The sequence below is a fragment of the Corallococcus macrosporus genome (genome assembly GCF_017302985.1).
Taxonomy (GTDB): Bacteria; Myxococcota; Myxococcia; order Myxococcales; family Myxococcaceae; genus Corallococcus; species Corallococcus macrosporus_A.
On the sequence record NZ_JAFIMU010000004.1, the window covers coordinates 802,476 to 824,569 of the forward strand.

21 protein-coding genes are annotated in these 22,094 nt (G+C 68.3%); 6 read left to right on the forward strand and 15 right to left on the reverse strand.

What is annotated here, in order from left to right; translation table 11 throughout:
- Nucleotides 1-34 precede the first annotated feature (34 nt).
- Nucleotides 35-898, forward strand: a complete 864-nt coding sequence (locus tag JYK02_RS08460) for a caspase family protein (RefSeq protein WP_207050381.1) — start codon at nucleotides 35-37, stop codon at nucleotides 896-898.
- A gap of 54 nt (nucleotides 899-952) precedes the next feature.
- Here the strand turns inward: JYK02_RS08460 and JYK02_RS08465 are convergent, their stop codons facing one another.
- The 5 genes from JYK02_RS08465 to JYK02_RS08485 form a co-directional block, all read right to left on the reverse strand.
- Entirely contained in the window at nucleotides 953-2,650 is a 1,698-nt protein-coding gene (locus JYK02_RS08465; protein ID WP_207050382.1) for an invertase recombinase-like protein, read from the reverse strand.
- A gap of 44 nt (nucleotides 2,651-2,694) precedes the next feature.
- Nucleotides 2,695-3,072 carry an anti-sigma factor family protein gene (locus JYK02_RS08470; protein WP_207050383.1) on the reverse strand — a complete coding sequence of 126 codons (378 nt, stop codon included), beginning with the start codon at nucleotides 3,070-3,072 and terminating at the stop codon, nucleotides 2,695-2,697.
- Entirely contained in the window at nucleotides 3,069-3,599 is a 531-nt protein-coding gene (locus JYK02_RS08475) for an RNA polymerase sigma factor (RefSeq protein ID WP_207050384.1), read from the reverse strand. The genes JYK02_RS08470 and JYK02_RS08475 overlap by 4 nt, the downstream gene beginning before the upstream one ends.
- Nucleotides 3,600-3,605: 6 nt before the next feature.
- The gene (locus JYK02_RS08480) at nucleotides 3,606-3,974 is read right to left on the reverse strand and encodes a hypothetical protein (RefSeq protein ID WP_207050385.1); all 369 of its coding nucleotides are present in this window, start codon (nucleotides 3,972-3,974) and stop codon (nucleotides 3,606-3,608) included.
- 84 nt (nucleotides 3,975-4,058) lie between these two features.
- Nucleotides 4,059-4,964 carry a LysR family transcriptional regulator gene (locus JYK02_RS08485; protein WP_207050386.1) on the reverse strand — a complete coding sequence of 302 codons (906 nt, stop codon included), beginning with the start codon at nucleotides 4,962-4,964 and terminating at the stop codon, nucleotides 4,059-4,061.
- 205 nt (nucleotides 4,965-5,169) lie between these two features.
- Between JYK02_RS08485 and JYK02_RS08490 the strand changes: the two genes are divergently transcribed.
- Genes JYK02_RS08490 through JYK02_RS08500 form a run of 3 tightly spaced genes read left to right on the forward strand, consistent with a single transcriptional unit; the run spans nucleotide 5,170 to nucleotide 8,562 of the window.
- Nucleotides 5,170-6,402, forward strand: a complete 1,233-nt coding sequence (locus JYK02_RS08490; protein ID WP_207050387.1) for an MFS transporter — start codon at nucleotides 5,170-5,172, stop codon at nucleotides 6,400-6,402.
- Between the two features lie 29 nt (nucleotides 6,403-6,431).
- Nucleotides 6,432-7,493 carry an alpha/beta hydrolase gene (locus JYK02_RS08495; RefSeq protein WP_207050388.1) on the forward strand — a complete coding sequence of 354 codons (1,062 nt, stop codon included), beginning with the start codon at nucleotides 6,432-6,434 and terminating at the stop codon, nucleotides 7,491-7,493.
- Nucleotides 7,494-7,536: 43 nt separating this feature from the next.
- Entirely contained in the window at nucleotides 7,537-8,562 is a 1,026-nt protein-coding gene (locus JYK02_RS08500; protein ID WP_207050389.1) for a zinc-dependent alcohol dehydrogenase family protein, read from the forward strand.
- A 93-nt stretch (nucleotides 8,563-8,655) separates the two neighbouring features.
- Here the strand turns inward: JYK02_RS08500 and JYK02_RS40375 are convergent, their stop codons facing one another.
- From JYK02_RS40375 to JYK02_RS08515, 3 genes are read right to left on the reverse strand one after another with little or no spacing between them, the layout of a single operon-like run.
- Nucleotides 8,656-10,245 (reverse strand): methyl-accepting chemotaxis protein, encoded by a 1,590-nt coding sequence (locus tag JYK02_RS40375; RefSeq protein WP_207050390.1) that lies wholly within the window; start codon nucleotides 10,243-10,245, stop codon nucleotides 8,656-8,658.
- A gap of 18 nt (nucleotides 10,246-10,263) precedes the next feature.
- The gene (locus tag JYK02_RS08510) at nucleotides 10,264-10,701 is read right to left on the reverse strand and encodes a hypothetical protein (RefSeq protein WP_207050391.1); all 438 of its coding nucleotides are present in this window, start codon (nucleotides 10,699-10,701) and stop codon (nucleotides 10,264-10,266) included.
- A gap of 24 nt (nucleotides 10,702-10,725) precedes the next feature.
- The gene (locus JYK02_RS08515; RefSeq protein WP_207050392.1) at nucleotides 10,726-11,835 is read right to left on the reverse strand and encodes a hypothetical protein; all 1,110 of its coding nucleotides are present in this window, start codon (nucleotides 11,833-11,835) and stop codon (nucleotides 10,726-10,728) included.
- Between the two features lie 342 nt (nucleotides 11,836-12,177).
- Here JYK02_RS08515 and JYK02_RS08520 point away from each other — a divergent pair, with 342 nt between their 5' ends.
- Nucleotides 12,178-12,831 carry a DUF4386 domain-containing protein gene (locus JYK02_RS08520; protein ID WP_207050393.1) on the forward strand — a complete coding sequence of 218 codons (654 nt, stop codon included), beginning with the start codon at nucleotides 12,178-12,180 and terminating at the stop codon, nucleotides 12,829-12,831.
- Here the strand turns inward: JYK02_RS08520 and JYK02_RS08525 are convergent.
- A complete protein-coding gene (locus tag JYK02_RS08525) occupies nucleotides 12,809-13,414 on the reverse strand; it encodes a Crp/Fnr family transcriptional regulator (RefSeq protein ID WP_207050394.1) in 606 nt (201 codons plus the stop codon). The two genes, JYK02_RS08520 and JYK02_RS08525, sit on opposite strands and share 23 nt — an antisense overlap.
- A 181-nt stretch (nucleotides 13,415-13,595) precedes the next feature.
- Here JYK02_RS08525 and JYK02_RS08530 point away from each other — a divergent pair, with 181 nt between their 5' ends.
- On the forward strand, nucleotides 13,596-13,976 hold the full coding sequence (locus JYK02_RS08530) for a GFA family protein (protein ID WP_277991335.1): 381 nt from the start codon (nucleotides 13,596-13,598) through the stop codon (nucleotides 13,974-13,976).
- Between the two features lie 4 nt (nucleotides 13,977-13,980).
- Here the strand turns inward: JYK02_RS08530 and JYK02_RS08535 are convergent, their stop codons facing one another.
- The 6 genes from JYK02_RS08535 to JYK02_RS08560 form a co-directional block, all read right to left on the reverse strand.
- Nucleotides 13,981-14,709, reverse strand: a complete 729-nt coding sequence (locus JYK02_RS08535) for a TfuA-like protein (RefSeq protein ID WP_207050396.1) — start codon at nucleotides 14,707-14,709, stop codon at nucleotides 13,981-13,983.
- Nucleotides 14,706-15,953 carry a YcaO-like family protein gene (locus tag JYK02_RS08540; RefSeq protein WP_207050397.1) on the reverse strand — a complete coding sequence of 416 codons (1,248 nt, stop codon included), beginning with the start codon at nucleotides 15,951-15,953 and terminating at the stop codon, nucleotides 14,706-14,708. The genes JYK02_RS08535 and JYK02_RS08540 overlap by 4 nt, the downstream gene beginning before the upstream one ends.
- Entirely contained in the window at nucleotides 15,953-16,588 is a 636-nt protein-coding gene (locus JYK02_RS08545; RefSeq protein ID WP_207050398.1) for a hypothetical protein, read from the reverse strand. Before JYK02_RS08545 ends, JYK02_RS08540 begins: the two co-directional genes overlap by 1 nt.
- A 240-nt stretch (nucleotides 16,589-16,828) precedes the next feature.
- Nucleotides 16,829-17,569: a hypothetical protein gene (locus JYK02_RS08550; protein WP_207050399.1), complete on the reverse strand. Its 741-nt coding sequence runs from the start codon at nucleotides 17,567-17,569 to the stop codon at nucleotides 16,829-16,831.
- Between the two features lie 40 nt (nucleotides 17,570-17,609).
- Complete coding sequence (locus tag JYK02_RS08555; protein ID WP_207050400.1) at nucleotides 17,610-18,530, reverse strand: SDR family oxidoreductase; 921 nt, start codon at nucleotides 18,528-18,530, stop codon at nucleotides 17,610-17,612.
- Nucleotides 18,531-18,541: 11 nt separating this feature from the next.
- Nucleotides 18,542-22,069 carry a serine/threonine-protein kinase PknK gene (locus JYK02_RS08560; protein WP_207050401.1) on the reverse strand — a complete coding sequence of 1,176 codons (3,528 nt, stop codon included), beginning with the start codon at nucleotides 22,067-22,069 and terminating at the stop codon, nucleotides 18,542-18,544.
- Between the last annotated feature and the right edge of the window lie 25 nt (nucleotides 22,070-22,094).

Below are 22,094 nucleotides of genomic sequence, written 5' to 3' on the forward strand. Positions count from 1 at the left end.
ATCTCCACCGTGAAGAGAGGAGGCAGAGATCGTCATGGCGCAGGGATATTCCATCAACATTGGTTTGAACGCGGTGGATCCGCAGCACTACGCAGGCTGGGATGGCCAGCTCCAGGCCTGCGAAGCGGACGCCGAGGACATGGTCAGCATCGCGAAGGCGCAGGAGTTCAGCCGCGTCCGCCCCTTCATGACAAAGGACGCCACGCGCGCGAGCGTGCTCGCGGAGCTGGGCGAGGCGGCGACGGTCCTCCAGGCCGGAGACCTGCTGCTGTTCACCTACTCAGGACACGGCGGGCAGCTCCCCGACATCAACGGGGATGAGTCCGACGGCCTGGACGAGACGTGGTGTCTGTATGACGGGGAGCTCGTTGACGACGAAATCTATCAGGCGATGTCGAAGCTCAAGGCAGGCGTGAGGGTCTTCATGCTCTCCGACAGTTGCCACAGCGGCACGGTGAGCCGGGTGGCGTACGCGGCCCTGCGCTCCAGCGGCAGCCTGCACCTGCTGGCGGATTCGGTGCAGAGCACGGAGCCCTCGGAGCGGCGCTTCAAGGAGATGCCGCTGGGCATCGAGCAGCGCACGTACCGCGACAACAAGGCGATGTACGACGCCATCCTGAAGGGGTTGCCCAAGGAGGATCCAAAGCTGACGCTCAAGGCCACGGTGCTGCTCATCTCCGGTTGCCAGGACAACCAGCTCTCCAGCGACGGCGTCTTCAACGGGCTCTTCACGTCCAACCTGCTGAGCGTCTGGAACGGCGGGAAGTTCAAGGCCACCTACCCGACGTTCCACCGCCGCATCCTGCGCGCCATGCCCCCCATCCAGTCCCCCGCGTACTCCGTCATCGGAGTGCCCAGCCGCGAGTTCGAGCGGCAGGTGCCGTTCCGCGTGAACTGAAAGGAGCGATGCCACTCCACGCGGCATCGCTCCCTTCACTTCAGCAGCGGCAAGCTAGTCCTTCGTGCAGACGACGTCGTCGACCTGGAGGTGGTCGCGGTCGGCGACGCTGCGGCTCGGGTAGAAGAGCAGGCGCCAGTCACGCACGTTGCCAGTGAAGCGGAAGAACACCGGCTGCCACTCATCGCTGTCCACGGCGATGAAGTCCGTCTGCGGGCTCCAGCCCGCGCTCGAATAGAGGCGGTGGCGGATGGTGCCATGGCCGCGCACCCGGTACGAACAGGAGTAGTTGCCCGCCGGCACGGTGAACTTCTCCAGGGAGAAGCGCTCCGCGACCTGGATGGGGACCACGAACTGCAACGCCGCCGAGCCCCCGTGCACCGCGTTCGTGTAACGCGCGAGCCGCGAAGGCTTGATCTCCGTGCCCGGGTCCGAGATGCCGTTGTCCAGGCCGTACCAATAGTCAGGGACGAAGTTGTTCCCGTAGTAGGGGATGGGCCGCGTGCTCCAGTTCTCGAAGCCGCCGTTGCGGATGATGTTCGAGGAGTGGTCGGCCGCGACGCAGCGCTTGGTGGCCGGGTCGCAGGCGGGCAGGGCGCCACGGCAGTCATAGGTCGTGAAGCAGGCCCCCTCGGCCAGCTCGCACACGCCCGTGGTGGGATTGCAGGTCGTCGCGGGGTTGCTGCACGTCACGCCGGCGCAGGGGTCGCCCTCGATGCACAGGTGCGTGGCGGTGTCGCAGACGGGCGTCTCCGGCGTCCCCGCGCAGTCCGCGTGGCGCACGCAGCGGTCCTCCGCGGTCACGCACGTGTGGGTCGCATCACAGGCCTGCCACTCGTTGCAGTCCGCGGCGTCATCGCAGCGGCCGGAGAGCGGCTGGCACGTGGCGGTGGCGTTGTCGCACCGCGCCCAGACCTCGCAGCTCACCTGATCACACGGCTCCGGGGCCCGCACGCAGCGGACGTTGTCGATGAGCAGGTGCTCGCCCGTGGTGTTCTGGACGCTGAAGATGAGCTCGAAGGTGTCGAAGACGGCGTTGGCCAGGTTGAAGGAGTACGCCACCTGCTTCCACGTCTGGGTGTCGACGGTGGTGTAGGCCGAGTAGGTGGAATAGGTGGTGCCGTTATAGAAGGCGTTGCGGACCTCGCCCCGCCCGCGTGCCTGGTAGGTGCAGGAGTAGCGGCCCGCGGGCATGGACTTCGCCACGGTGCTGAAGCGCTTGTGGGTGCCCGTGGCGTTGATCAGCCGGGCCGCGTTCACGCCTTCGAAGGCCTGCGTCGTGACCTTCTGCACCGGGTCCTCGATGTTCGTCGTGCTCCCGGACCACAGCGCCGGGGTCGCACCGGGCCACTCCTCGAAGCCGCCGTTGTCGATGACGTTCACCTCGGTGGGGCCGCCCGCGTCCGGCGTGCCGGAGTCAGGCGTCTCCGAGCCGGCGTCCGGCGTCCCGGAGCCCGCGTCGGTCGGCTCCGTGCCCGCGTCGGTCGGCTCCGTGCCCGCGTCCGGCGTCACGGTGCCGGAGTCAGGAGTCTGGGTGCCGGAATCGGGGACCTCGGTGCCGGAGTCCGGGACCTCGAAGCCCGCGTCCGGCTCCCCGGCGCCCGCGTCCGGCTCGGGGTTGCCGGAGTCCGGCGTCTCGACGCCCGCGTCCGGCCGGGACTGCCCGGCATCGGGCGCCTCCGGAGAATTCGAATCGCCGCACGCGACGGCCAGGACCAGCAACGAAGTCAGACACACTCGAAACAACGTCAACGCGAGCCTCCGGTTCCAGGAACGGATCTTTACTACCACACTGTTCAGGGAACCTTCTCCACGCGGGACAGGGCCCGGGGTGGCACCTCCTCTCGGACCGAGGCCCCGTAGGTCACGAGCAGCGCGGCCGCCAGCGCGGCCAGTGCGCCTCCCAGTGCCAGGGGGCGCTCCCACCGGCTCCACGCGCGGGTGACGGCCTGGGGGCGCACCTCCCGCGCCACGGCGAGCCGCAGCCGGTCCCGGGCCTGTGGAGAGGGCAGGGGGCCTTCCTCGCTCGTCTCCAGCTCGCGCTTGAGCGCGATGAACTCCCGCAGGCACTTCGTGCACTCGGGCAGGTGGTCCTCGACGGCCTGCCGGGCCTCCGGGTCCAGGGTTCCGAAGTGGTAGGCCACCAGCTCGGGCGCCACGGTGTGGCAGCTCATGGGTGCATCTCCTCGCGCAGCTGTTTCATCATCTGGTGCATCCGGGACTTCACCGTTCCCAGGGGGAGGCCCAGGACGGTGGCCATCTCCTCGTACGACATGCCCTGGGTGCGCAGGGCGTAGAGTTCGCCCAGCTCCAGGGGCAGCCGGGCCACGGCCTCGCGCAGCGCATCCCGGGCCTGCTGGTGCTCCAGGGCGTGCTCGGGTCCGGGGATGGGCTCCTCCGGCGAGTCGGCTTCCTTCTTCAGGGCCCGGGTCGCCCGGTGGGCGGACCGGTGGCGGTTGAGACAGAGGTTGCGCGAGACCTGGAAGAGCCACGCCCGGAAGCTTCGCGCGGCACGGCCTCCGGCCCGGTCGCGGAGGACGGCCAGGAACGTCTCGTGAAGGACGTCTTCGGCCTCGTGGGCATCCTGGAGGTGCTTGCGGATGAACCCGAAGAGGTGCCGCTCGTAGCGCGCGTAGAGCGCATCGAAGGCCTTGAGGTCTCCGCCCAGCAAGGCTTCGTAGAGTGCCTCGTCCGATGGCATGGGCGTTCAGGGCTGCGAAGCGGGCGCGCGGAACAGCCCCATCACGCGGACGGCCCCGATGGACACGAAGACGCCGGCGATGAGGAGGAGGACGAGGCCCAGCACCAGGGGGTGGAGCGACTCCTCGCAGCCGAGGGCGGCGATCTGGAGCTGCTCCGCGGGAGGCACGAGGTGCAGGTATCTCAGGGAGTTCATCACCCCCAGGCAGAAGCCCAGCATGCCCGCGGTGAACGTGGTGGCGCCCAGGCCGATGAGCGACGAGAGGTAGCGCGGCTCGGGCCGGAACAGGAAGAGGATGCTGCAGGCCACCAGCAGGAACCCGAACAGCAGCGTCGGGTACATGGAAATGCCACCCGACATGAAGAACTCGAACATGCGCTCATCTCCCGCGAGCCTTGCTCGCCATGAAGTGCTTCCGCGGGAATGAAGGAACCGGTCGGCGAAAAAGGTTCGCGGGGGTCATCCCGTTCCGCCGCCCAGCGCCCGGGCTGCCTCGATGAACAGACGCAAGGGCTCCGAACGCTGTGCGCGGCTCGGGTAGTAGAGGAAGAACCCGGGCACGGTGGGCGCGCAGTCCTCCAGCACCCGCACGAGGCGTCCGGAGTCCAGTTCCTCCTGGATGGAGGGCTCCAGGGCATACGCCAGCCCCAGCCCCGCGGCGGCGAACGCCACGCCGGCCATCTCGTCGTTGGTGGCGATGCTGCCCTGCACCGGGATGCGCCAGGTCTTGCTGCCGCGCTCGAACTCCCACGCATAGGGCGTCCCGGTGGTCTGTGAGCGCAGGACGATGCAATGGTGCTGGAGCAGGTCCTCGGGGCGCTCCGGGTGGCCGTGCTTCTCGAGGTAGGCCGGCGCCCCCACCACCACGAAGCGGAAGGCATCCGTCAGCCGCACCTGCACCATGTCGCGCTCAAGGGTCTCGCTCAGGCGCACGCCCGCGTCGTAGCCCTCCGCGACGATGTCGATGAGGCGTTGCTCGACGACGATGTCCACCTCCACGCGGGGATGGCGCGCCTGGAAGGAGGGCAGCACCGGCGCGATGATCAGCGGCACCGCCGCTCGCGGCACGGACAGCTTCAACCGTCCGATGGCCTCCCCGGGCTGGGCCGAGGCCCCCTGAAGCGCGGCAGCGGCCTGGGCAAGGCCTGGGCCGGCCTCCTCCACCAGCCGCCGCCCCGCGTCCGTCAGGGACACGCTTCGCGAGGTGCGTTGGAGCAGGACCACGCCCAGCTGCTCCTCCAGCTGCCGGACGGACTGGCTCACGGCCGCCGTGGAGACGCCCAGCTCGCGCGCCGCGCCAGAGAAGCTCTGGAGCCGCGCGACGGCCAGGAACACATGCAGCTGTTGGAAGAGAGCGGTCTTCATCGCGGTGGGCCACTTTCCGCGCATCGCCGGGCCGCCATCAACCCCTGCTTAACGGCCCGTTCGCTCCTCGCCATCTAGCCGCCAGGGGGCGCGCCGCGTACTCCTCTCATCAGGCCCTGCTGCTCCAGAGAGCGCGATGCGCGGGGCCCTGGCCCCAAGCGGACGCCGAGGCCTTCAAGCGCGTCCCCCAACCTGAGAGAGCTTCATGTCCATCCCACTCGCCGGAGCGCCCACGGCGCCGGCCTTGCGCGCCACGTCCTGGGGCGCCGTCTTCGCGCTCACCCTGTGCGTCTCGACGCTCGTCGCGTCCGAGTTCATGCCGGTGAGCCTCCTGACGCCCATCGCGTCGGACCTCCACCTGAGCGAAGGCCGCGCCGGTCAGGCGATTGCCGTGTCCGGCCTCTTCGCCGTGCTGACGAGCCTCTTCATCGCGTCCGCAGCCCGCTCCGTCGACCGCCGGAAGCTGCTCCTCGGGCTCACCGGCCTGATGCTGGCTTCGGGCCTGGTGACCGCCCTGGCGCCGAGCTTCACCGTGCTCATGGTGGGCCGTGCGCTCATCGGCGTCGTCATCGGCGGCTTCTGGTCGCTGTCGGCGGCTACGGTCATGCGGCTGGTCCCTGAGTCCAGCGTGCCGCGTGCGCTCGGCCTGCTGAACGGCGGCAACGCGCTGGCCACCACCATCGCGGCACCGCTCGGCAGCTTCCTGGGCCAGTACATCGGATGGCGGGGCGCTTTCTTCGCGGTCGTCCCGCTCGCGGCCATCACCCTCGTGTGGCAGTTCCTCACCCTGCCTTCGATGCCGACGGAGCGCGCCGCGCCGCCTCCGAGCACGTTCGCCCTCCTCCGGCGTCCCCAGGCGCGCTGGGGCATCCTGGCGGTCACGCTCTTCTTCATGGGCCAGTTCGCCCTCTTCACGTACCTGCGTCCCTTCCTGGAGACGGTCACGCGGGTCGGGGTGTCGGCCCTCTCGTTGATCCTGCTGGGCATGGGCGTCGCGGGGCTCGTGGGCACGTATCTCATTGGCTTCCTGGTGGCCCGGCGGCTGTCCGCGGTGCTCATCGCCGCGCCAGTGGCAATGGCCGTCATCGCGGTCGCGCTCGTCGTCCTCGGCCAGTCCGTCGCGGCGACGGCCGTCCTACTCGTGGGGTGGGGGCTCATCGGTACGGCGGCGCCGGTCGCGTGGTGGACGTGGCTCAGCCGCACGCTGCCGCGCGACGCGGAGGCTGGCGGTGGCCTGATGGTCGCGGCCATCCAGCTCGCCATCACGGCCGGCGCTTCGCTCGGAGGGATGCTGTTCGACCGCGGCGGCTACCAGAGCACCTTCGTGCTGAGCGCCGCGCTGCTCGGAGGAGGGGCCCTCCTGGCCCTCCGCGCGTCAAGGGATGTCTGTGTTGGCGGGGCCGAAGCCCCCATGGCGCCGCTGAAGACAGCCACCTGAAAAACCATCAACCCATGAGGCTGAAGACCATGAAACAGCGTTTGCTTGGAGCATTGCTGCTCGGTTCACTCGCCGCACCGGGAGCCTGGGCCGCGTCCCCGGCCTCCGTGGCGCGTCCCACGCCAGGCCTTGCGTCTGGAGACACATCCAACGGCGCGGACAACTTCTACACGAGCGACAAGGTCACGGTTCAGAAGGTCGTCTTCAAGAACCAGTTCAAGATGAAGGTCGCCGGGAACCTGTTCGTTCCCAAGGGCCTGAAGCGCGGCGCGAAGACTCCGGCCATCGTCGTCGGGCACCCCATGGGCGCGATCAAGGAGCAGAGCGCGAACCTGTACGCCACGAAGCTGGCGGAGCAGGGCTTCGTCACCCTGTCCCTGGACCTGTCCTTCTGGGGCGACAGTGAAGGCCAGCCCCGCAACGTGGTCGCGCCGGACGTCTACGCGGAGGACTTCAGCGCCGCGGTGGATTTCCTGCGCACCCAGCCGGTGGTCGACAGGGAGCGGATTGGCGTCCTCGGGATCTGCGGTAGCGGGAGCTTCGTCATCAGCGCGGCGAAGATCGATCCGCGCATCAAGGCTGTCGCGACCGTCAGCATGTATGACATGGGCGCCGCCAGCCGGAACGGGCTCAAGCACTCGGTGACCCTCGAGCAGCGGAAGAAGTTCCTCGAGGAGGCCGCGTTGCAGCGCGACGTGGAGTTCGCGGGGGGCGAGACGAAATACACGAGCGGCACGCCCGAAGCGCTGACGGACTCGTCCACGGTGATTGACCGTGAGTTCTACGACTTCTACCGCACCGCGCGCGGACACCGTCCGAACACCACGACGCATCCGACGCTCAGCAGCAACACGCGGTTCATGAACTTCTACCCGTTCACGGACATCGAGACGATCTCTCCCCGGCCGATGCTCTTCATCGCGGGAGAGAACGCCCACTCCCGGGAGTTCAGCGACGAGGCCTACCGGCTCGCCGGTGAGCCCAAGGAACTGGTCATCGTGCCGGGCGCGGGTCACGTGGACCTCTACGACCGTGTCGGCCTCATCCCCTTCGACAAGCTGACCACGTTCTTCCAGACGAACCTGAAGTGACCCCGGCGTCGCCAGGGAACGCAAACAAGACAAGGAGCATCCCATGCGTGGAATCGTGATGGCAGCGCCCGGCGACGTTCGCGTCGAGGAGCGCGAGGACCCGAAGATCATCAAGCCGACCGATGCGATCATCCGGCTCACGGCGACCTGCATCTGCGGGTCGGACCTATGGCCCTACCGGGGCGTCGAGCCTGTCAACCACACGCCGATGGGCCATGAGTACGTCGGCGTCGTCGAGGAGATCGGCGACGAGGTGAAGACCCTCAAGGTCGGCGACTTCGTCGTCGGGTCGTTCGTCATCTCGGACAACACCTGCGAGATCTGCCAGGCCGGGTATCAATCCCGCTGCGTGCACGCTGAGTTCGTCTCGCAGACGATTGGCACCCAGGCCGAGAGGGCCCGCATCCCCTTCGCCGACGGGACCCTCGTGGCCACGCCCGGGCATCCCGCTCCGGACCTGATCCCGTCGCTGCTCGCCGCATCCGACGTGCTCGGCACGGGCTGGTTCGCCGCGGTCGCCGCCGAGGCAGGCCCCGGCAAGACGGTCGCGGTCGTCGGTGACGGCGCGGTCGGGCTGATGGGCGTCCTGGCTGCCAGACAGCTCGGCGCCGAGCGGATCATCGCCATGTCCCGTCACGCCGACAGGCAGGCACTGGCCCGCGAGTACGGCGCAACGGACATCGTCGAAGCGCGCGGCGACGAGGGCGTGGCGAGGATCAAGCAACTGACGAACGGGCTCGGCGCGCACAGCGTGATCGAGGCGGTCGGCACCCACGAATCGATGATGCAGGCCATCCGCGCCACCCGGCCCGGCGGGCACGTCGGCTTCGTCGGCGTCGCCCACGAGGGAGTCTCCCTCCCCGCGGACGAGCTGTTCTTCTCCGAAGTGCACCTGCACGGAGGCCCGGCCCCGGTGCGCCGGTTCCTGCCCCACCTCATCCAGCTCATCTGGGACCGGAAGATCAACCCGGGCAAGGTCTTCGACCTCACCCTGCCACTGGCCGAGGCGAGCGAGGGCTACAAGGCGATGCACGAGCGCCGCGCCATCAAGGTGCTGCTCTCGCTCTAGTCCTCGAGCGCGGCCTCTTCAACCCGTCCAGGAAGCCGCTTCAGCCAGGGTCCATCGCCGCGCAGGGTGTCGGTCTCCCCGCCGCGGAGCACCCTAGACGCGGAAGCCGGCCACCACGCCCTGGATGCCCTGGAAGGCGACCTCCAGCCGCTGGATGGCGGACTCGACGTCCTCGTTGGCCTGCACGCTGTCCTTCATCATCTTGGAGAAGTCCGTCACCACCGCCGTCATCTGCACGATGCCCGCGTTCTGCTGGGTGAAGGAGCGGACGATGTCCTGGGCGGCGCTGCTGCTGTCGCGCACGGCCTCCGTCAGCGCCTCCAGGTTCTGCCCGGAGGCGAGCGCCTCGCGGATGCCCTCCGCCATCTTGTGATGGCTGCTCTCCACGGACTCGGTGACGGCGCTCACCGACGTGCTCATCTCCGCCAGCAGACCGCTGATGCTCTGCGCGCCGCGCAGGGACTGCTGCGACAGCGAGCGCATCTCCCGGGCCACCACCGCGAAGCTGCGCCCATGCTCGCCCGAGCGGGCCGCTTCGATGGCCGCGTTGATGGCCAGCACGTTGGATTGATCCGACAGGTCCTTCACCGTCTTCAGGATGGCGGACGCCTTGCGCGACCCCTCCGTCAGCCGGCCAATGGCAGGCATCAGCTCGCCCACCTGGGCGCGCAGTTGCTCCAGCGCCGCGCCGCTCTGCCGCAGGCGCTCCTGGCCCGTCTGGCTGGTCTGCTCCGCGCGCTTCGCGACCTCCAGCACCGTGTTGGCCTGCCGCGAGGCCTCCAGCGACCGGTCCTGGATGTCCCGCATGGCCACGCTCGCCTCCTCGATGCTGGAGGACTGGCGCGCGAGCTGCTGGGACTGCTCACGGCTGATGTACGTCAGCCCCTCGACGCTGCCCGCCAGCTCCTTCAGCGTCTCCTGGAGGGTGACGGGGATGGTGCGCAGGCGCTGCACCAGGAGGTTGATGCTCTGGGCCAGGAGGCCAATCTCATCCTGGGATTGGATGCTGATGACCTGGGTGAGGTCTCCCTCGGTGGCGATGCGCGAGGCGACCTGCGTGAGGCGCAGCAGGGGCTGGGCCACCTGCGACACCAGCCACACCGACAGCGACGCGAGCACGCCCAGCAGGATGAGCCCCAGGATGACCAGGCGCCGCTGCGAGCCGGCGTGCTCCTCCAGCGTGAGGGCGAAGGAGGCCCCCATCTCGCGCTGATCCTCCTCGGTGGCGCGCGTCAGCGCGTCCCGCACCTTGTTGTAGCGCGCCGTCAGCTCCGGGAGCCGGGTGGCCGCTTGGGCGTCCTTGTTGATCATCCGCTCGCTCGTCTCGCGGGCGAGGACCATGTAGTCGCGCAGCTGCGCCTCCAGCGTGTCCAGGCGCACCGGGTTGATGGCGGAGTTGGCGCGCCCCTCGGCGACGCGCTGGAGGAAGCGCTTCGCGATGGCGTCCGCCTCGGCGAGCTGCTCCAGGTCCTCCGCCGCCACCGCGTCCTGGAGGCCGCGCTGCAGTTGTTGCAGGAGCACGTCCAGATCCCGGCTGAGGAGCACCGCGGGCACGTAGCCCTTCTCGATGCGCTCCAGGTGCGTCCGCGTGCTGCGCCCGAGCAGCTCGGACAGACCGATGATGGCCACCAGGAAGATGGCCGCGAGGACGGGGAGCAGCAGGACCTTGTGCTTGAATCGCATGGCGCCGGGCTCGCTCGCTCAGTTCCGGATGGTGATGACCTTCAGCCCGGGGGTGGGGGTGCCGGCGGCCACGTAGCCCACGGCGCCAGGGTTGGCGCGCACGAAGGCGAGCACGTCGTCATCCGTGGCCAGCTCCGGGGGAGGCACGTCGCGGCCGGAGAAGATGCGCTGCTGCCAGTAGGCGCGGACCGCGGGCAGCGAGCGCTTCAGCACCTCGTCGCAGAAGGCGGTGCGCACCGGCGAGCTGTCGTTCAGGTCCACCGGCATCGCGGTGACACCCGAATCCCACTGGGTGGTCTTCTTGAAGAAGAGCTGCGCCAGCCGGGCGCGCTCCACTTCCGTCACCGGGTTGGAGGGATGGACCACGACCTTGTAGGCCACCGTCCCCGAGCCCTGCGCCGGCCCGGCGAAGAGGACGAGGAACCCACACAACAGGAACAGGGAAAGCGTTCTCATGGCGTCTCCAGAGGAGTGCGGGGCCTAGAAGCTGAACTGCGAGCCCAGGGAGACGAGCCGCGTGTGGGGCTCGGGGTTGAGGAGGTCCGCGACGTCGCCGGTGGGATCCGGCATGGCGAAGCGGTTGCCGATGACGTTGTGGAACGACACCTTGAAGACGAGGTGGGGGTTGAACCAGTAGTTCACCCCGACGGCGGCCTCGCGGTGGCGCAGGTACGTGAGCAGGGACTCCGGCACGGCGGTGGGCGCCCAGCTGCGCGAGCCCTCCACGCGTCCGGCCACCTGCCAGTGCGGCGTGAGGAAGTACGCCACCTCCAGGTAGCCCGTGCGCGCCTTGGCCTCCTCGGAGAAGAGGTCGAAGAACTCGGCCCGCACCCACAGCGCCTCGCCCAGGTACTCGGCGCCCACGCCCAACACGCCCATCACGGTGTGCTCGCCGGGTGTCGTCTCCATCGGGGTCCGGGACACGAAGCCGGACGTGGTGAAGCGCAGTCCTTCCAGCGGCGTCCAGAGCGCCAGGCGCCCGCCCGCCATCTGCGACTCGACGACGCACAGGTCGCTCAAGGCGTCGTCACAGTCCTGGCCGAGCGGCTCCTTCAGGTCGAGGAACCCGCCGTAGGCGTCGTACTCCAGCATCCACTCGCCGGGCAGGTTGATGCGGCCGGTGAGCCCCAGCCCGTCGTAGTTCTCCACGCCAATCGCGGTGGGCCCGTACGTCCCCTGCGGCAGGGCGTTGAAGGGGCGCAGCGTGCCCACGTCGTAGACCTCCGAGTAGAGCGCCAGGGGCAGCTGGTTGCGGCCCACGCGCAGGCGGAGCTTGTCGGAGAAGGCCCACTCCGCGAAGGCGTAGTCCACCTCCAGCTCCAGCTCCTCGCCGGGCGCCTTCTCGAAGGAGAACTGCGTGTTGAGGGTGAGGTGCTCCGTGGGCAGGGCCCGGACCAGCAGCGTGCTGCCCACGTCATGCAGGCCCAGCTCGTCGTTGCCGCCCAGGTAGACGTTCTCCCAGGTCCGGCCGGTGCTCAGGTGCCCGTACCCGTGGATGAACAACTTCCCATCCGCCAGCGGGATGCCGAACGCGGGGCTCGCCAGCAGCAGGACGCCCAGACACAGGGAAAGCCATCGGACGTGAAACATGGGGGTGCCTTTCAACGGCGCCCGGAGGGAACGCCGCCGCCAACTCGACGGGGGTGCCTGTCCAAGTGGATTGTAGCTGTATAAGAAAACTGAAACACCTTGTCCAGGGAGGAGAATGTTTCATTCGCGCTTGCCCGCGTGTCAGGACCGGAATCGCTGCTTGTGCTTGAGGGCGGAAGCAGATGTCTGTCTATTCCGTTTATCGATTTGGGCTCGGATCCCCGGGTTCACCGGGATCAGGCGCGCGACGCCCCGGTTTTCTTGATCCGGATCAATGCAGGGGAGGGGGCGTGCCTGCACGCTGGGGTCCACCACGTCGCTGAACGTTCTGGAGCCCTCGCGATGAACATCTCCCGCCTTCACTCCCGCGCGCTGGGAGCGCTCTACCTCCTGCCGTTCCTCGCCTACGGCATCGGCACGGCGCTCGTGAGCTCCGTCCTGAAGGCGCCGGAGAGCCTGTTCCTGGTGGCCGGACAAAGGACGCTGTTCGTCGGGGGCGCGCTGCTGCTCGTGTTGGACGCGCTCTTCGTCGTCGGGATCGGCGTGCTGTTCTTCCCCATCCTCCGCGAGCGGAGCCCGGGCATCGCCCTCACGTATGTCTGCACACGGGTGATGGAGGCGCTGATGCTCGTCGTCGGCGTCGTGTTCCTGCTGTGCATCCTTCCGCTTCCAGGGCAGCTGACGCCTGAGCCGGGGACGCTGGCGAACCTTGTAGCGAGGGGGAACTTCTGGGCGTACCAGCTCGCGATGACGCTCCTGGGCGTCGGCAGCGTGCCGTTCTGCCTGTCGCTGTACCGCGCCCGGCTGTTTCCCGCGTGGCTCCCGCTGTTGGGCGCGGTGGGCTACGGGCTGCTGGCGCTGGGGTGCGTGCTCGAAATCTTCGGGCTGCCGTGGGGCATCTTCTTCTCGGGCCCCGGGGGCGTGTTCGAGCTGGTGTTCGGCGTCTGGCTCATCGCGAAGGGGTTCCGGAAGGTCACGCCTTCCGCCGCGGCGTAGCCGGCTTGCCGCGCGTGGCGATGCGCTTGCGGATCCGGCTCAGCGACTCGGGCTTCACGCCGATGTAGCTGGCCAGGTGGTACTGCGGAAGGCGCTGGAGGAGGTCCGGCCGCGTCCTGGAGAGCTTGAGGTAGCGCTGCTCCGGTGTGTCCGTGAGATAGGAATTGAATCGCTCCTGCTGCTCCGCCAGGACCTTCTGCATCACCATGCGGGAAATGCTCTCGAAGCGGGGGAAGCGCCGGTACAGGTCCCCCTCGCGTTGCTCGGTGCCCACCACCACCGTGGTGTCTTCCGCGCAGACGAGGAAGTGATCCGCCGGGGTCTGGCTCATCATGCTGTGGATGGAGAGGACCCATTCGTCCTCGGTGAAGAACCCGTTGCTGCGCTCCTCGCCGCCGACGACGGAGTACTGGCGGACGCAGCCCTGGAGGACGAAGTAGGCCTCGGTGGAGACCTGACCCGCCATGAGCAGGTGCGCGCCCTTCGGAAAGGTCTTCACCACCATGCTGTCCAGGATGGCCTGGGCCTCCTCGTCCGACAGAGGCGCGATGCGGCGGAAGTAGTCGACGAGCTTGGTTTTCATGAGCGCACTGCGTCCGGGTTCATCCCGTTCGGAGTCTCCCACGGTTCTCCTTGCTAGCGGCCGTCCATCGGTCCACGCTCGCGGGATGGAAAATCCTGCTGCTGAGTGGAAGCTGCCGTGGGACGGAGGATGCCGCTGCGGGAAGGTCCGCCTGCGAGTCACCCTGCCGCCGATCGTCACCATGGCGTGTCATTGCACCGGCTGTCAGCGCATGAGCTCCAGCGCGTTCAGCCTGACCATGGCGGTGCCCACGCCCGGCTTCCACATCCTCTCCGGAGCGCCGGTGGTGGGCGGGCTGCATGGGGCGTCGAAGCACATGTTCTGCGATTACTGCATGACGTGGATGTTCACGCGGCCCGAGGGAGTGGATGAATTCGTGAACCTGCGGCCGACCATGCTCGACAATCCGGGCTGGGTCGTGCCGTTCATCGAGACCTTCACGAACGAGAAGCTGCCCTGGGCGACGACGCCCGCGACGCACTCCTACGCGACCCTGCCGGATCCGTCCCTGTACGAAGGGCTCATGCGCGAGTTCGCGGATAAGAGCCCGCGGCCCCGGTAGACCGTCATCGCTCGCATTGGCGCTGGGCCTCGTTCCAGGCATCGGTCCAGGAGAGCGAATAGGCAACGGTCTTGGGGGGAGGGTTGCACGCCAATTCCTCGCGCATGCAGCGCAGCATGGCCAGGGCATCCGTGCGCTTCTGTTGGACGCGGCCATGGGGAAGCCAAGCGCGGAGTCCCTCCAACTCGTGGGCAGGGACTCCCGCCTGGACCGCCAGGGTCAGCAGGGCCGGGTAGCCGCGCTCCGGGTAGTGGAGCCCCTTGGCCATCCGCTCCAGCACCGCTCGCGTCTGCGGGCTCAGCACTTCTTCCCGCTCCGCGTGGGCCAGGGTGGCCCGGATGTTGACCATGGCCTCGGACAACGGAAGGAAGCCTGACTCCTCGGGGCCGTGCATCACCGCCACCTCGTCGTCGTCCTCCAGCTCGCCCTGGAGGAACGCCTCGAAGATGGCCCCCACCCCTCGCATGCCGAAGGGGGCGAGTTCCGCAGCGCGCAGGGCCCCCATGCTGGCGCTGCCGTAGACGTGGATGCCCTCTGACATGGCCCAGAGGAGCTCCTTGTGCCACACGGCGGGGACTCGCTCGAAGTAGCCGTCGATGAGGCCCAGAGCCTGGGGGTGCTCGCGCGCGGCCCGGTACACGTCCCCCTGGGCCGCGGGAGGGAGGAACACGGCGTCGAGTTCCCGCTGTCCTTCCTCGGCGCGGAGGGTGGGGCCGGCGAAGATGTAGATCATGAGAGGCGCGCCTCCATGAGCCGGCGGGCGCGGCGCCCCGGAACGTACCCGGGCGCGTCGTGGAGGGACTCCAGGCCGGGAATCACCACCCGCGCCACCGGAATCTGGAACGCGGGCTTGGTGAGGTCCACGAGCACCACCTGGTCGAGCCCCACTGAGCCCAGGCGTTCCAGCTCCCAGGCCACGTCCTCATCGAAGCTGGCCCCCTCGAAGGTCGGGACGTCCTGGAAGCGCCGCTCGGCCTCCGGCTCACGCATCAGCGCCTGGACGCGCTGCGCGAGCACCGGATCCTGCAAGACATTGTAGGACCGGGCCACCGAGAGATCATCGCGTGACCCGGAGATGAGCGTGGCCCGGACCTGGGCCGCCTCGGTGAGCGCTCGGAGGAGGGCCACCTGGCGGGTGGGATGGCAGCCCATTCCCGACGTCGGGTAGAGCGGGCGGAAGGGCTCCGGCTCTCGCTCGGCGCACATGCAGAGGAAGGCGGGCAGGCCCACATCCGAGGTTGTCTCCCAGACAGCCACGTCCACTCCGGCCCGGTCGAACTTCTCCAGCACTGCGTTACAGTCCGGATCCTCCACCGTCCCCAGGTCGAGCCGGGTCCGCCGCCTTGCCTCCGGAGTTTGCAGGTGCCAGAGGGTGGTGGCGTCACGCTCCACCACCTCGCAGATGCCGTGACTAAGGGCCTCCAGGAGGTGGTTGCCCGAGGACAGCCCGTTGGAGCTCATGAAGAAGGCGCCGCTACCCGAGGGAAGCGGCAGGGTGTAGTCGGTGTGGACCAGCTCGAAGGGCAGCCACACCGGCGTGTTTCCCCGCAGCTCGTGCCCCTGGATCCACAGGAGCCGCTGGGAGGGCTGGAAGTCGTTGACCGACAGCCGGGGGAGCCCGCCGACGTCCACTAGCGGGTGGGAGAAGCGCAGCTCCTGGTAGCTCGCGAGAAGGAGGGGGAGGGTGATGTGCTCGGCATGGTACGTCTCCACGGCCTCCATCAGCCCGGAGGCCTTGGCTGCGTCCAGGTCCAGGCCCTTACCCTGGGAGACCGCGAGGGACCGCGAGTTGGGCCGGCAGACCGTGACCACCGGAATGCCCAGCCGGTCCAGCCCCGTGATGTTGGCGATGCGGGTGATGCCCATGACCGCCATCAGGGGGCGCACCCGCCGCAGCGTCTCCTCGGGAGGAATCAGCCGGTGCGTTCCCGCCCGGTGGTGCTTGGGGGCCTGGGGCCCGGGAGGGAAGACACGCATCAGACCCTCTCAGGTGGGCTCGCGGTCTGGCCTTGGCCTTCCCCGACCTGGGGCGCGGCCTTGGGGTTGGAGCTCAGCTCCGCGGCCTTCTTGCTCCCGAGTTTGAGGGAGGCCAGGTTCAGCAGGAAGCATGAGCAGCCAACGGTTGGCAGGAAGGGAATGTCCGCGAGGACCGCGCCCAGCCCCACCATGAGCTTGGGGGCACTGGCCAAATCATCGGGAAGCGTCCGGTACCGGTAGTCGTCGTACTTCAGCCAGTAGAAATCCCCCTTCTCGCTGAAGATGATCAGGTCCTTATCGCCAATCAGGGTCTTCTGCCCAGTCCCGGGGAGCAGGGGCTCCTGCTCGACGTATTCGAGCAAGGCCTTGTCTTTCTTGACGCGCTTGTTGATCTGCCTTCGCTTTCCCGCCTTTTCCCGGTCGTTGACGAGGGAAGCCAGATTCAACACGATGCACGCGATTCCCTTTGTCAGACAATGGAATTCATCCATTTCGAAGGACTGGAGGTCCGCTGCCACGGCACCCAGCCCTACGACGAACTCCGGTGCGGCCCAGAGCGACGGCGGGAGCGGGGTGGCTGCATAGGCTTGCTGGGGGGCCACGTAATACTTTCCGTCCTCGCCGAAGATGATCAAGTCATTCTGCAGGAGTTGCATTGGCGCCGATTGCGCCCGCGCGTCGCTGACTGGCGGGGAGGGGGCCTCGGCGGGAGGGCCATCCGGAGGGGCGGCTGTGTATCCGCCGGTCCTGCTACGTGAGCGCTGGCGTCTGGACGCTCCCCCGTGGCTTCGGGCGCTCTGGAAGCCGAACTTGATATCTTTTATAAAACCCATTGCTTGACTCCTCCTGACTCCTCACCCGCCGCCGAACGTGGGTCACGCATTGCTCTCGGGACGGACGTTGGGACGGCTCAGAAGCGGGGAGAACTGGTAGTGGCGTGAGACGTTGCGGAAGATGTGCTGATCCTGTGTGCCAAGGTTGTTGAGCTCGAAGTAGTCCTGGTTGTCTGAAAGCTGCATCATCAGGTACTCCAGGTCCTCGGTCTCTCTGAAATCCCAGATGTTCAAGATTTCGAATTCGTTGCTGGTTTCGCTTATTTTCTGTCCCGCGACGATCAGCCTGAGGCCATTCTGAAGAAAGACCGGCAGCAGACGTCTCTTCAGCTCTGAGAACCTATCGACCTTCTTCTCTGAGTCCACCGTGATGGTTGTGTAGAGGAGATAGGGTTCCAGCATCGCTTCATGGGACATGCGGGAGTTGATGTAGCTCATCTGGGTGAAGTAGTGAGTTTCCAGGTCTGTCTTGTTGTCTGGAACGAGTCCCAGGATCTGCTTCTGGAAGGGCAGTGGCTGTCGATGGTCTCCGTTGCCAAACATTGTCGTGAGGGTCTCCGAGCAGGCCCCCCGTCTGTCGATGTAGTAGATCTCGATCAGCCGCTCGGGGTTGCCAGTCAGCGCGGCGCCCTTGATCTGGCGGATCCAATCAATGGAAGGCTGTTCGAGGTACCGCTTCCGTACCTGGGTCGCCAGCAGGTAGCGCAGCATCTGCCCTTTCTTGGGTTTGCCGGTGAATTGCACGTAGTCGACAAGGTCTACATTGCTGTCGTTGATTTCCATTGCTTCCTTCTCCCGAATCCAAGGGCTGATGGATGGAGCGTCATCCCCGCGCTTCCTCTTGCGCCAGGGGCTGTCCGGCCAGCACCCGTTCCACGAAGTCCGCGACCGGGCGGGGGCGTACCGGAATGGCGTCCATCGCCGGGCGCGGGTCGAGTTCGCAGCCGAGCGCGAGGTTGAGCATCAGCGCGGCGAAGGAGCGCTGGAGGGGGTCCGTGGTGGCTTCGTACTGCTCGCGGAGCGCGGACTCGGGGACGTACTCACGCTCCCAGGCCCGGCCGCTCCGCTCCTCGAACAGGCGCACCACCTGGAGCTGACCTACCGCCTCCTCGGCTCCGAGCTCGAGCACGGCGCCCCAGGCACGAGGGGTGTCCAGCGCTCCGGCGGCGAACCGGGCCACGTCCTCGAGGGTGATCCAGTTCACCCGTCCCTCTCCCGTTCCCAGGACGCGGGCCCGGGCCTTCACGGCGTCGAAGCCCATGGCCGCGCTCAGCCAGACGTCGCTGAAGAAGGTGGGACGCAGGAGGGTGGTGCGGGGGAATCCGCCGCGCAGCACCTCCTGCTCCACCGCGCGCTTGGCGTCCTGGAGCGGGAAGTTCCCCTGGAGCGGCGGGAAGGAGACGAACACGAAGTGCTCCACCCCCGCGCGCCGTGCCGCCTCCACGAGGGCAAGCTGGCCTTCCAGGTCGACGGACTGGATGGAATCTCCCGGCTGCCTCGACAGCATGCACGACGCTGTCGTGATGACTGCTTGCGCGCCCGCGCAGAGCGCGTCGAGCGACGCGGGCTGCTTCAGGTCTCCCGGGTGCGTCTCCACGCCCAGGCGCTTCAGCCGCTCGACACGGCGGGAGTCCGAGGTTGGCCGGACGAGGGCCCGGACCCGAGCGCCGCCAGCCCGCAGTTGCTGACAGACCGTTCCCCCCAACATCCCCGTGCCGCCGGCCACGGCGGTGATTCCTCTCATGGTTCCTCTCCTCACAGATACCGCCAGCTCCGCGCGGACGCGGTGGCGCGCTCCAGGGACTCCCGCGTCGCCTTCCGCTGGCCTTCAGTCCAAACATGGATCGCCTTCTCCAATTGGGAAGACAGCGCTTCCGGGAGCCGCTGTTGGGTCGGGTCCAGCAGGGCACGCGCATGCTCCACTGCCTCCGTGAGGAATTGGCGCTGGAGCGCGATCGCCAGGAGCACCCACAATCCCTGCCATTGAAAGGGATAGGGGTAGATGGCGGAGAGCTTGCGCCAGCACTCCAGGGCCGCCCGGGCCTCCTGTTCGGCGTCGTCCAGCCGTTGCTCCCGCCAGGCCACCCACGCCTGGCTGGCCCGGGCCGCTCCCACGTAGTCCGTCATCCGGGCCATGGCCGCCACGTCCAGGCTTCGTGCGCTGGACTCCCGGGTGCGGTCGACGAGCCCTCGCCGGCGGTACACCAGGGTCAGGTAGGTGAGCAGGCGCGACTGGAGCGTCAGGTCTCCTGTCTCTTCCGCCAGCCGCAGCCCGGCGAGGCCCTGTTCCTCCGCCAGGTCCAGCGCTCCGGACAGGACCAGGGTGAACGCATGACAGAAGAGGGCCAGCGCCTGGGTGGAGAGGTCCTCCGCGGTCCTGGCGGCCTCCACCGCCAGGCGGCCGTACTCCACCATCTGGGGGGAGATGGCGTAGCGCTCCTGCCGGAAGCACGTGTTCGCGAACACGACGAAGAAGCGGGCGCGCTGCGCGCCCGTTCCGTAGGTCTCCAGCACCGGGCGCACCCGCTCCACGAGCGCGCCCATCGCCTCCCGGTCATCCTGCCAGTACAGGGTCCAGTGCAGGTCCTCCTGGAGTTGCAACCACTCCTGCCACCAGGTCCGCGCCGCTGGCGCTGTCGTGTCCTCCGCCTTGGGCGGGGTGCCCAGGGCCGCCTCGGCATCCGCGTACGCGCGCAGCGCCTCTTCGTGCCGGTGGTGTGTCTCCCAGGTCTTGCCCACCCTGCGAAGGATGCTGGCCCGGTGCACCTGCCCCTCCACCGGAAGGCAGGCCAGCGCCTCGCCATAGGCCGTGCGCGCTTCTTCCTGCCGCCCGGTCAGCGCAAGCACGTCCGCGAGGCTTTCGTGGATGGGTAGAAAGGACGGCCTCCCGCCCGGGGGCGCGTCCTTCGCCCGGGCGCGGTGCGCGCGCGCTTCAGCCAGCGCGGCACGATACGAGGTGATGGCTTCGCCATTGGCATGGGTGGCCCGGGCGCGGTCCGCGGCCCGGCGGAAGTAGTCGCTGGCCCGGTCGGGGACCCCCGCCCTGGACCAGTGGTTGGCCAGGCTGGAGAAGAGCAGGTCGAAGTCGCGCGCATGCTGGTGCCGCTGCTCGATGACCTCGGCGGCGCGGCGGTGGAGCTGGCGCGCGCGCTCCGGAGGAATGCGGGCGTAGGAAATCTCGCGCAGCTTGTCGTGGAGGAAGCGCAGCCGCCCTCCCGCGCCCCTTTCGAGGATCTGCCGCACTCGCAGCGTCTGCAGCGCCTCCAGGGCCAGCGCCTGCTTCAGCGGCGCCGCGGACAGCAACACCTCCACGTCACACTCACGGCCGAGCACGGCCGCGAACTCCATGAGCGCCTGCGCCGGGGGTGGGAGGTCCCGCAGGCGCCGCTGGATGATCTCCGCGATGAAGAGGGGCAGGCCCATGCCGTCGAGCGAGGCGCGGGGCTGGCCCTGCTCTTCCAGGCGCCACTGGCCCCATTCGTCGCGGTGGAGCAGCCCCTCCGTGATGGCGGCCCTCAGGTACTCCGCGATGAAGAAGGGATTGCCCTCGGCCTGGTGCACCAGCCCGTCGAAGTCCTTCGGCAGCGTGTGCAGCGCGAGCATTCCACCGACCATGGACCGGATGCCCTGCTCGTCGAGCAGCTCCAGCTCCAGGTGGAGGGCTCCGGACATGGACACCACTTCGTCCAGCACTCCGCCGCGCTCCTCCATGCGGTAGGTCCCCAGCAGGAGCACACCCCGTTCGACCAGCTCCTCGTGCCGCAGCTGCTGGAGGAAGCCCAGGGACATCTCGTCCGCCCACTGGAGGTCATCGATGATGATCAGCAGCGGGTCCTCCTCTGCGAAGGCGAAGAGGACCTCCCTCAGGGCCGCGAAGATGCGGGCGCGCGCGGCCGCGGCGTTCGCGGGGGGCGGAGGCACGGGCAGCTCCCGCTGGCCGGGCAGGTCCTCCAGGGCGGGCTCATAGGCGACCAGGACCTTCCCCTGGGACCCGAGCAACCGTGCCGTCTCCTCCGGGCCTCCCTGACGGCAGTGGTCCGCGACCGCGGCGAGCAGGGGGCGGAAGGGATGAAGGGGAGGGGCCTTCATGTCCGTGTCGGCCTGCGGACCGGAGAGGCCGAGCGGGATGCACTCGCATGTCACCACGGGGAGCTCCCGGGCGCGGGCTTCGCGGGCCAGCTCCAGCGCCAGCCGGGTCTTGCCGACTCCGCTGCCGCCGCCAATGAAGATTCCTCCTCCATTGCGAGCAAGCCGCTCGCGGAGGCGGCGCATGGTGTCCTCCCTCCCCGTGAAGAGCGGGCGGTAGAGGTAGGGCCGGCTCTCAGGCAGTCCCGCTGGCTCAGGGGCCTCGACCCCCAGCTCCGACAGCGCCCGGGCCACGTCGTCGGCGTAGCCGAGCCGGTCCTCGGGCTGCTTCGCGAGGAGCGTGAGGATGAGCCACTCCAGCTGTACCGGAAGCCGCTCCTCGGTGAGCTGTGAAGGCGGGGTCGGGGGCTCGCGCAGGTGCCGCTTGCGGATGACACGGCTTGAGCTTCCGAAGAAGGGAACGAAGCCGGTCACGCATTCATACAGGATGCACCCCAGGGAGTAGAGGTCGGCGCGGGCGTCCACGAGGTCGGCACGAATCTGCTCGGGCGCCATGTACAGGAGCGTGCCCAACCCGGCGTTGCCAGCCTGGAGGCTCTCCCGCCCGAAGGGCCCGCCAAACAGCGCCGCCACCCCGAAGTCCCCGAGGACCACGCTCCCATCGGGCTGGATGAAGATGTTGCCGGGCTTGAGGTCGCAGTGAACGAGACCGCAGCCGTGCAGGTAGGCCAGGGGCGCGCACAGCTGTCGCACGACCTTCAGCAACGGGCGGGAGGGCAGGGACGTGGCGTGCGAGTCCTCCACGGACCGCCCGGCGGTGACCCTCGGAGCGCGGGAGGACTGGCCGAAGGACAGGCTGTGGTGCTCTTCGAGGACCTGCCTGAACGTGCGGCCCTCCAGCAATCCCATCGCATACCAGGGGAGCCCGCCGGACATGCCGTGGTCGAGGATCCGCACGATGCCCGGGTGATGGATCCGGATGAGCGCCTGGATCTCCCTCCGGAGGCTGGCCAGGGTCTCGGTGCCCGTGACGCGGACCGTCTTCAAGGCCGCGCGCTGACCTGTCACGCGATGCTGGCCCAGGTAGACGATGCCCATGCCCCCATGGCCGAGGATTCCCTGGACCTGATAGGGCCCCATCCACCGGGGCATTCCAGGGCGTGCCTCCTCCAGCACCCAGGACTCGTGCTCGCTCATGACTCCTCCCCTGTCGTGTGCAAGC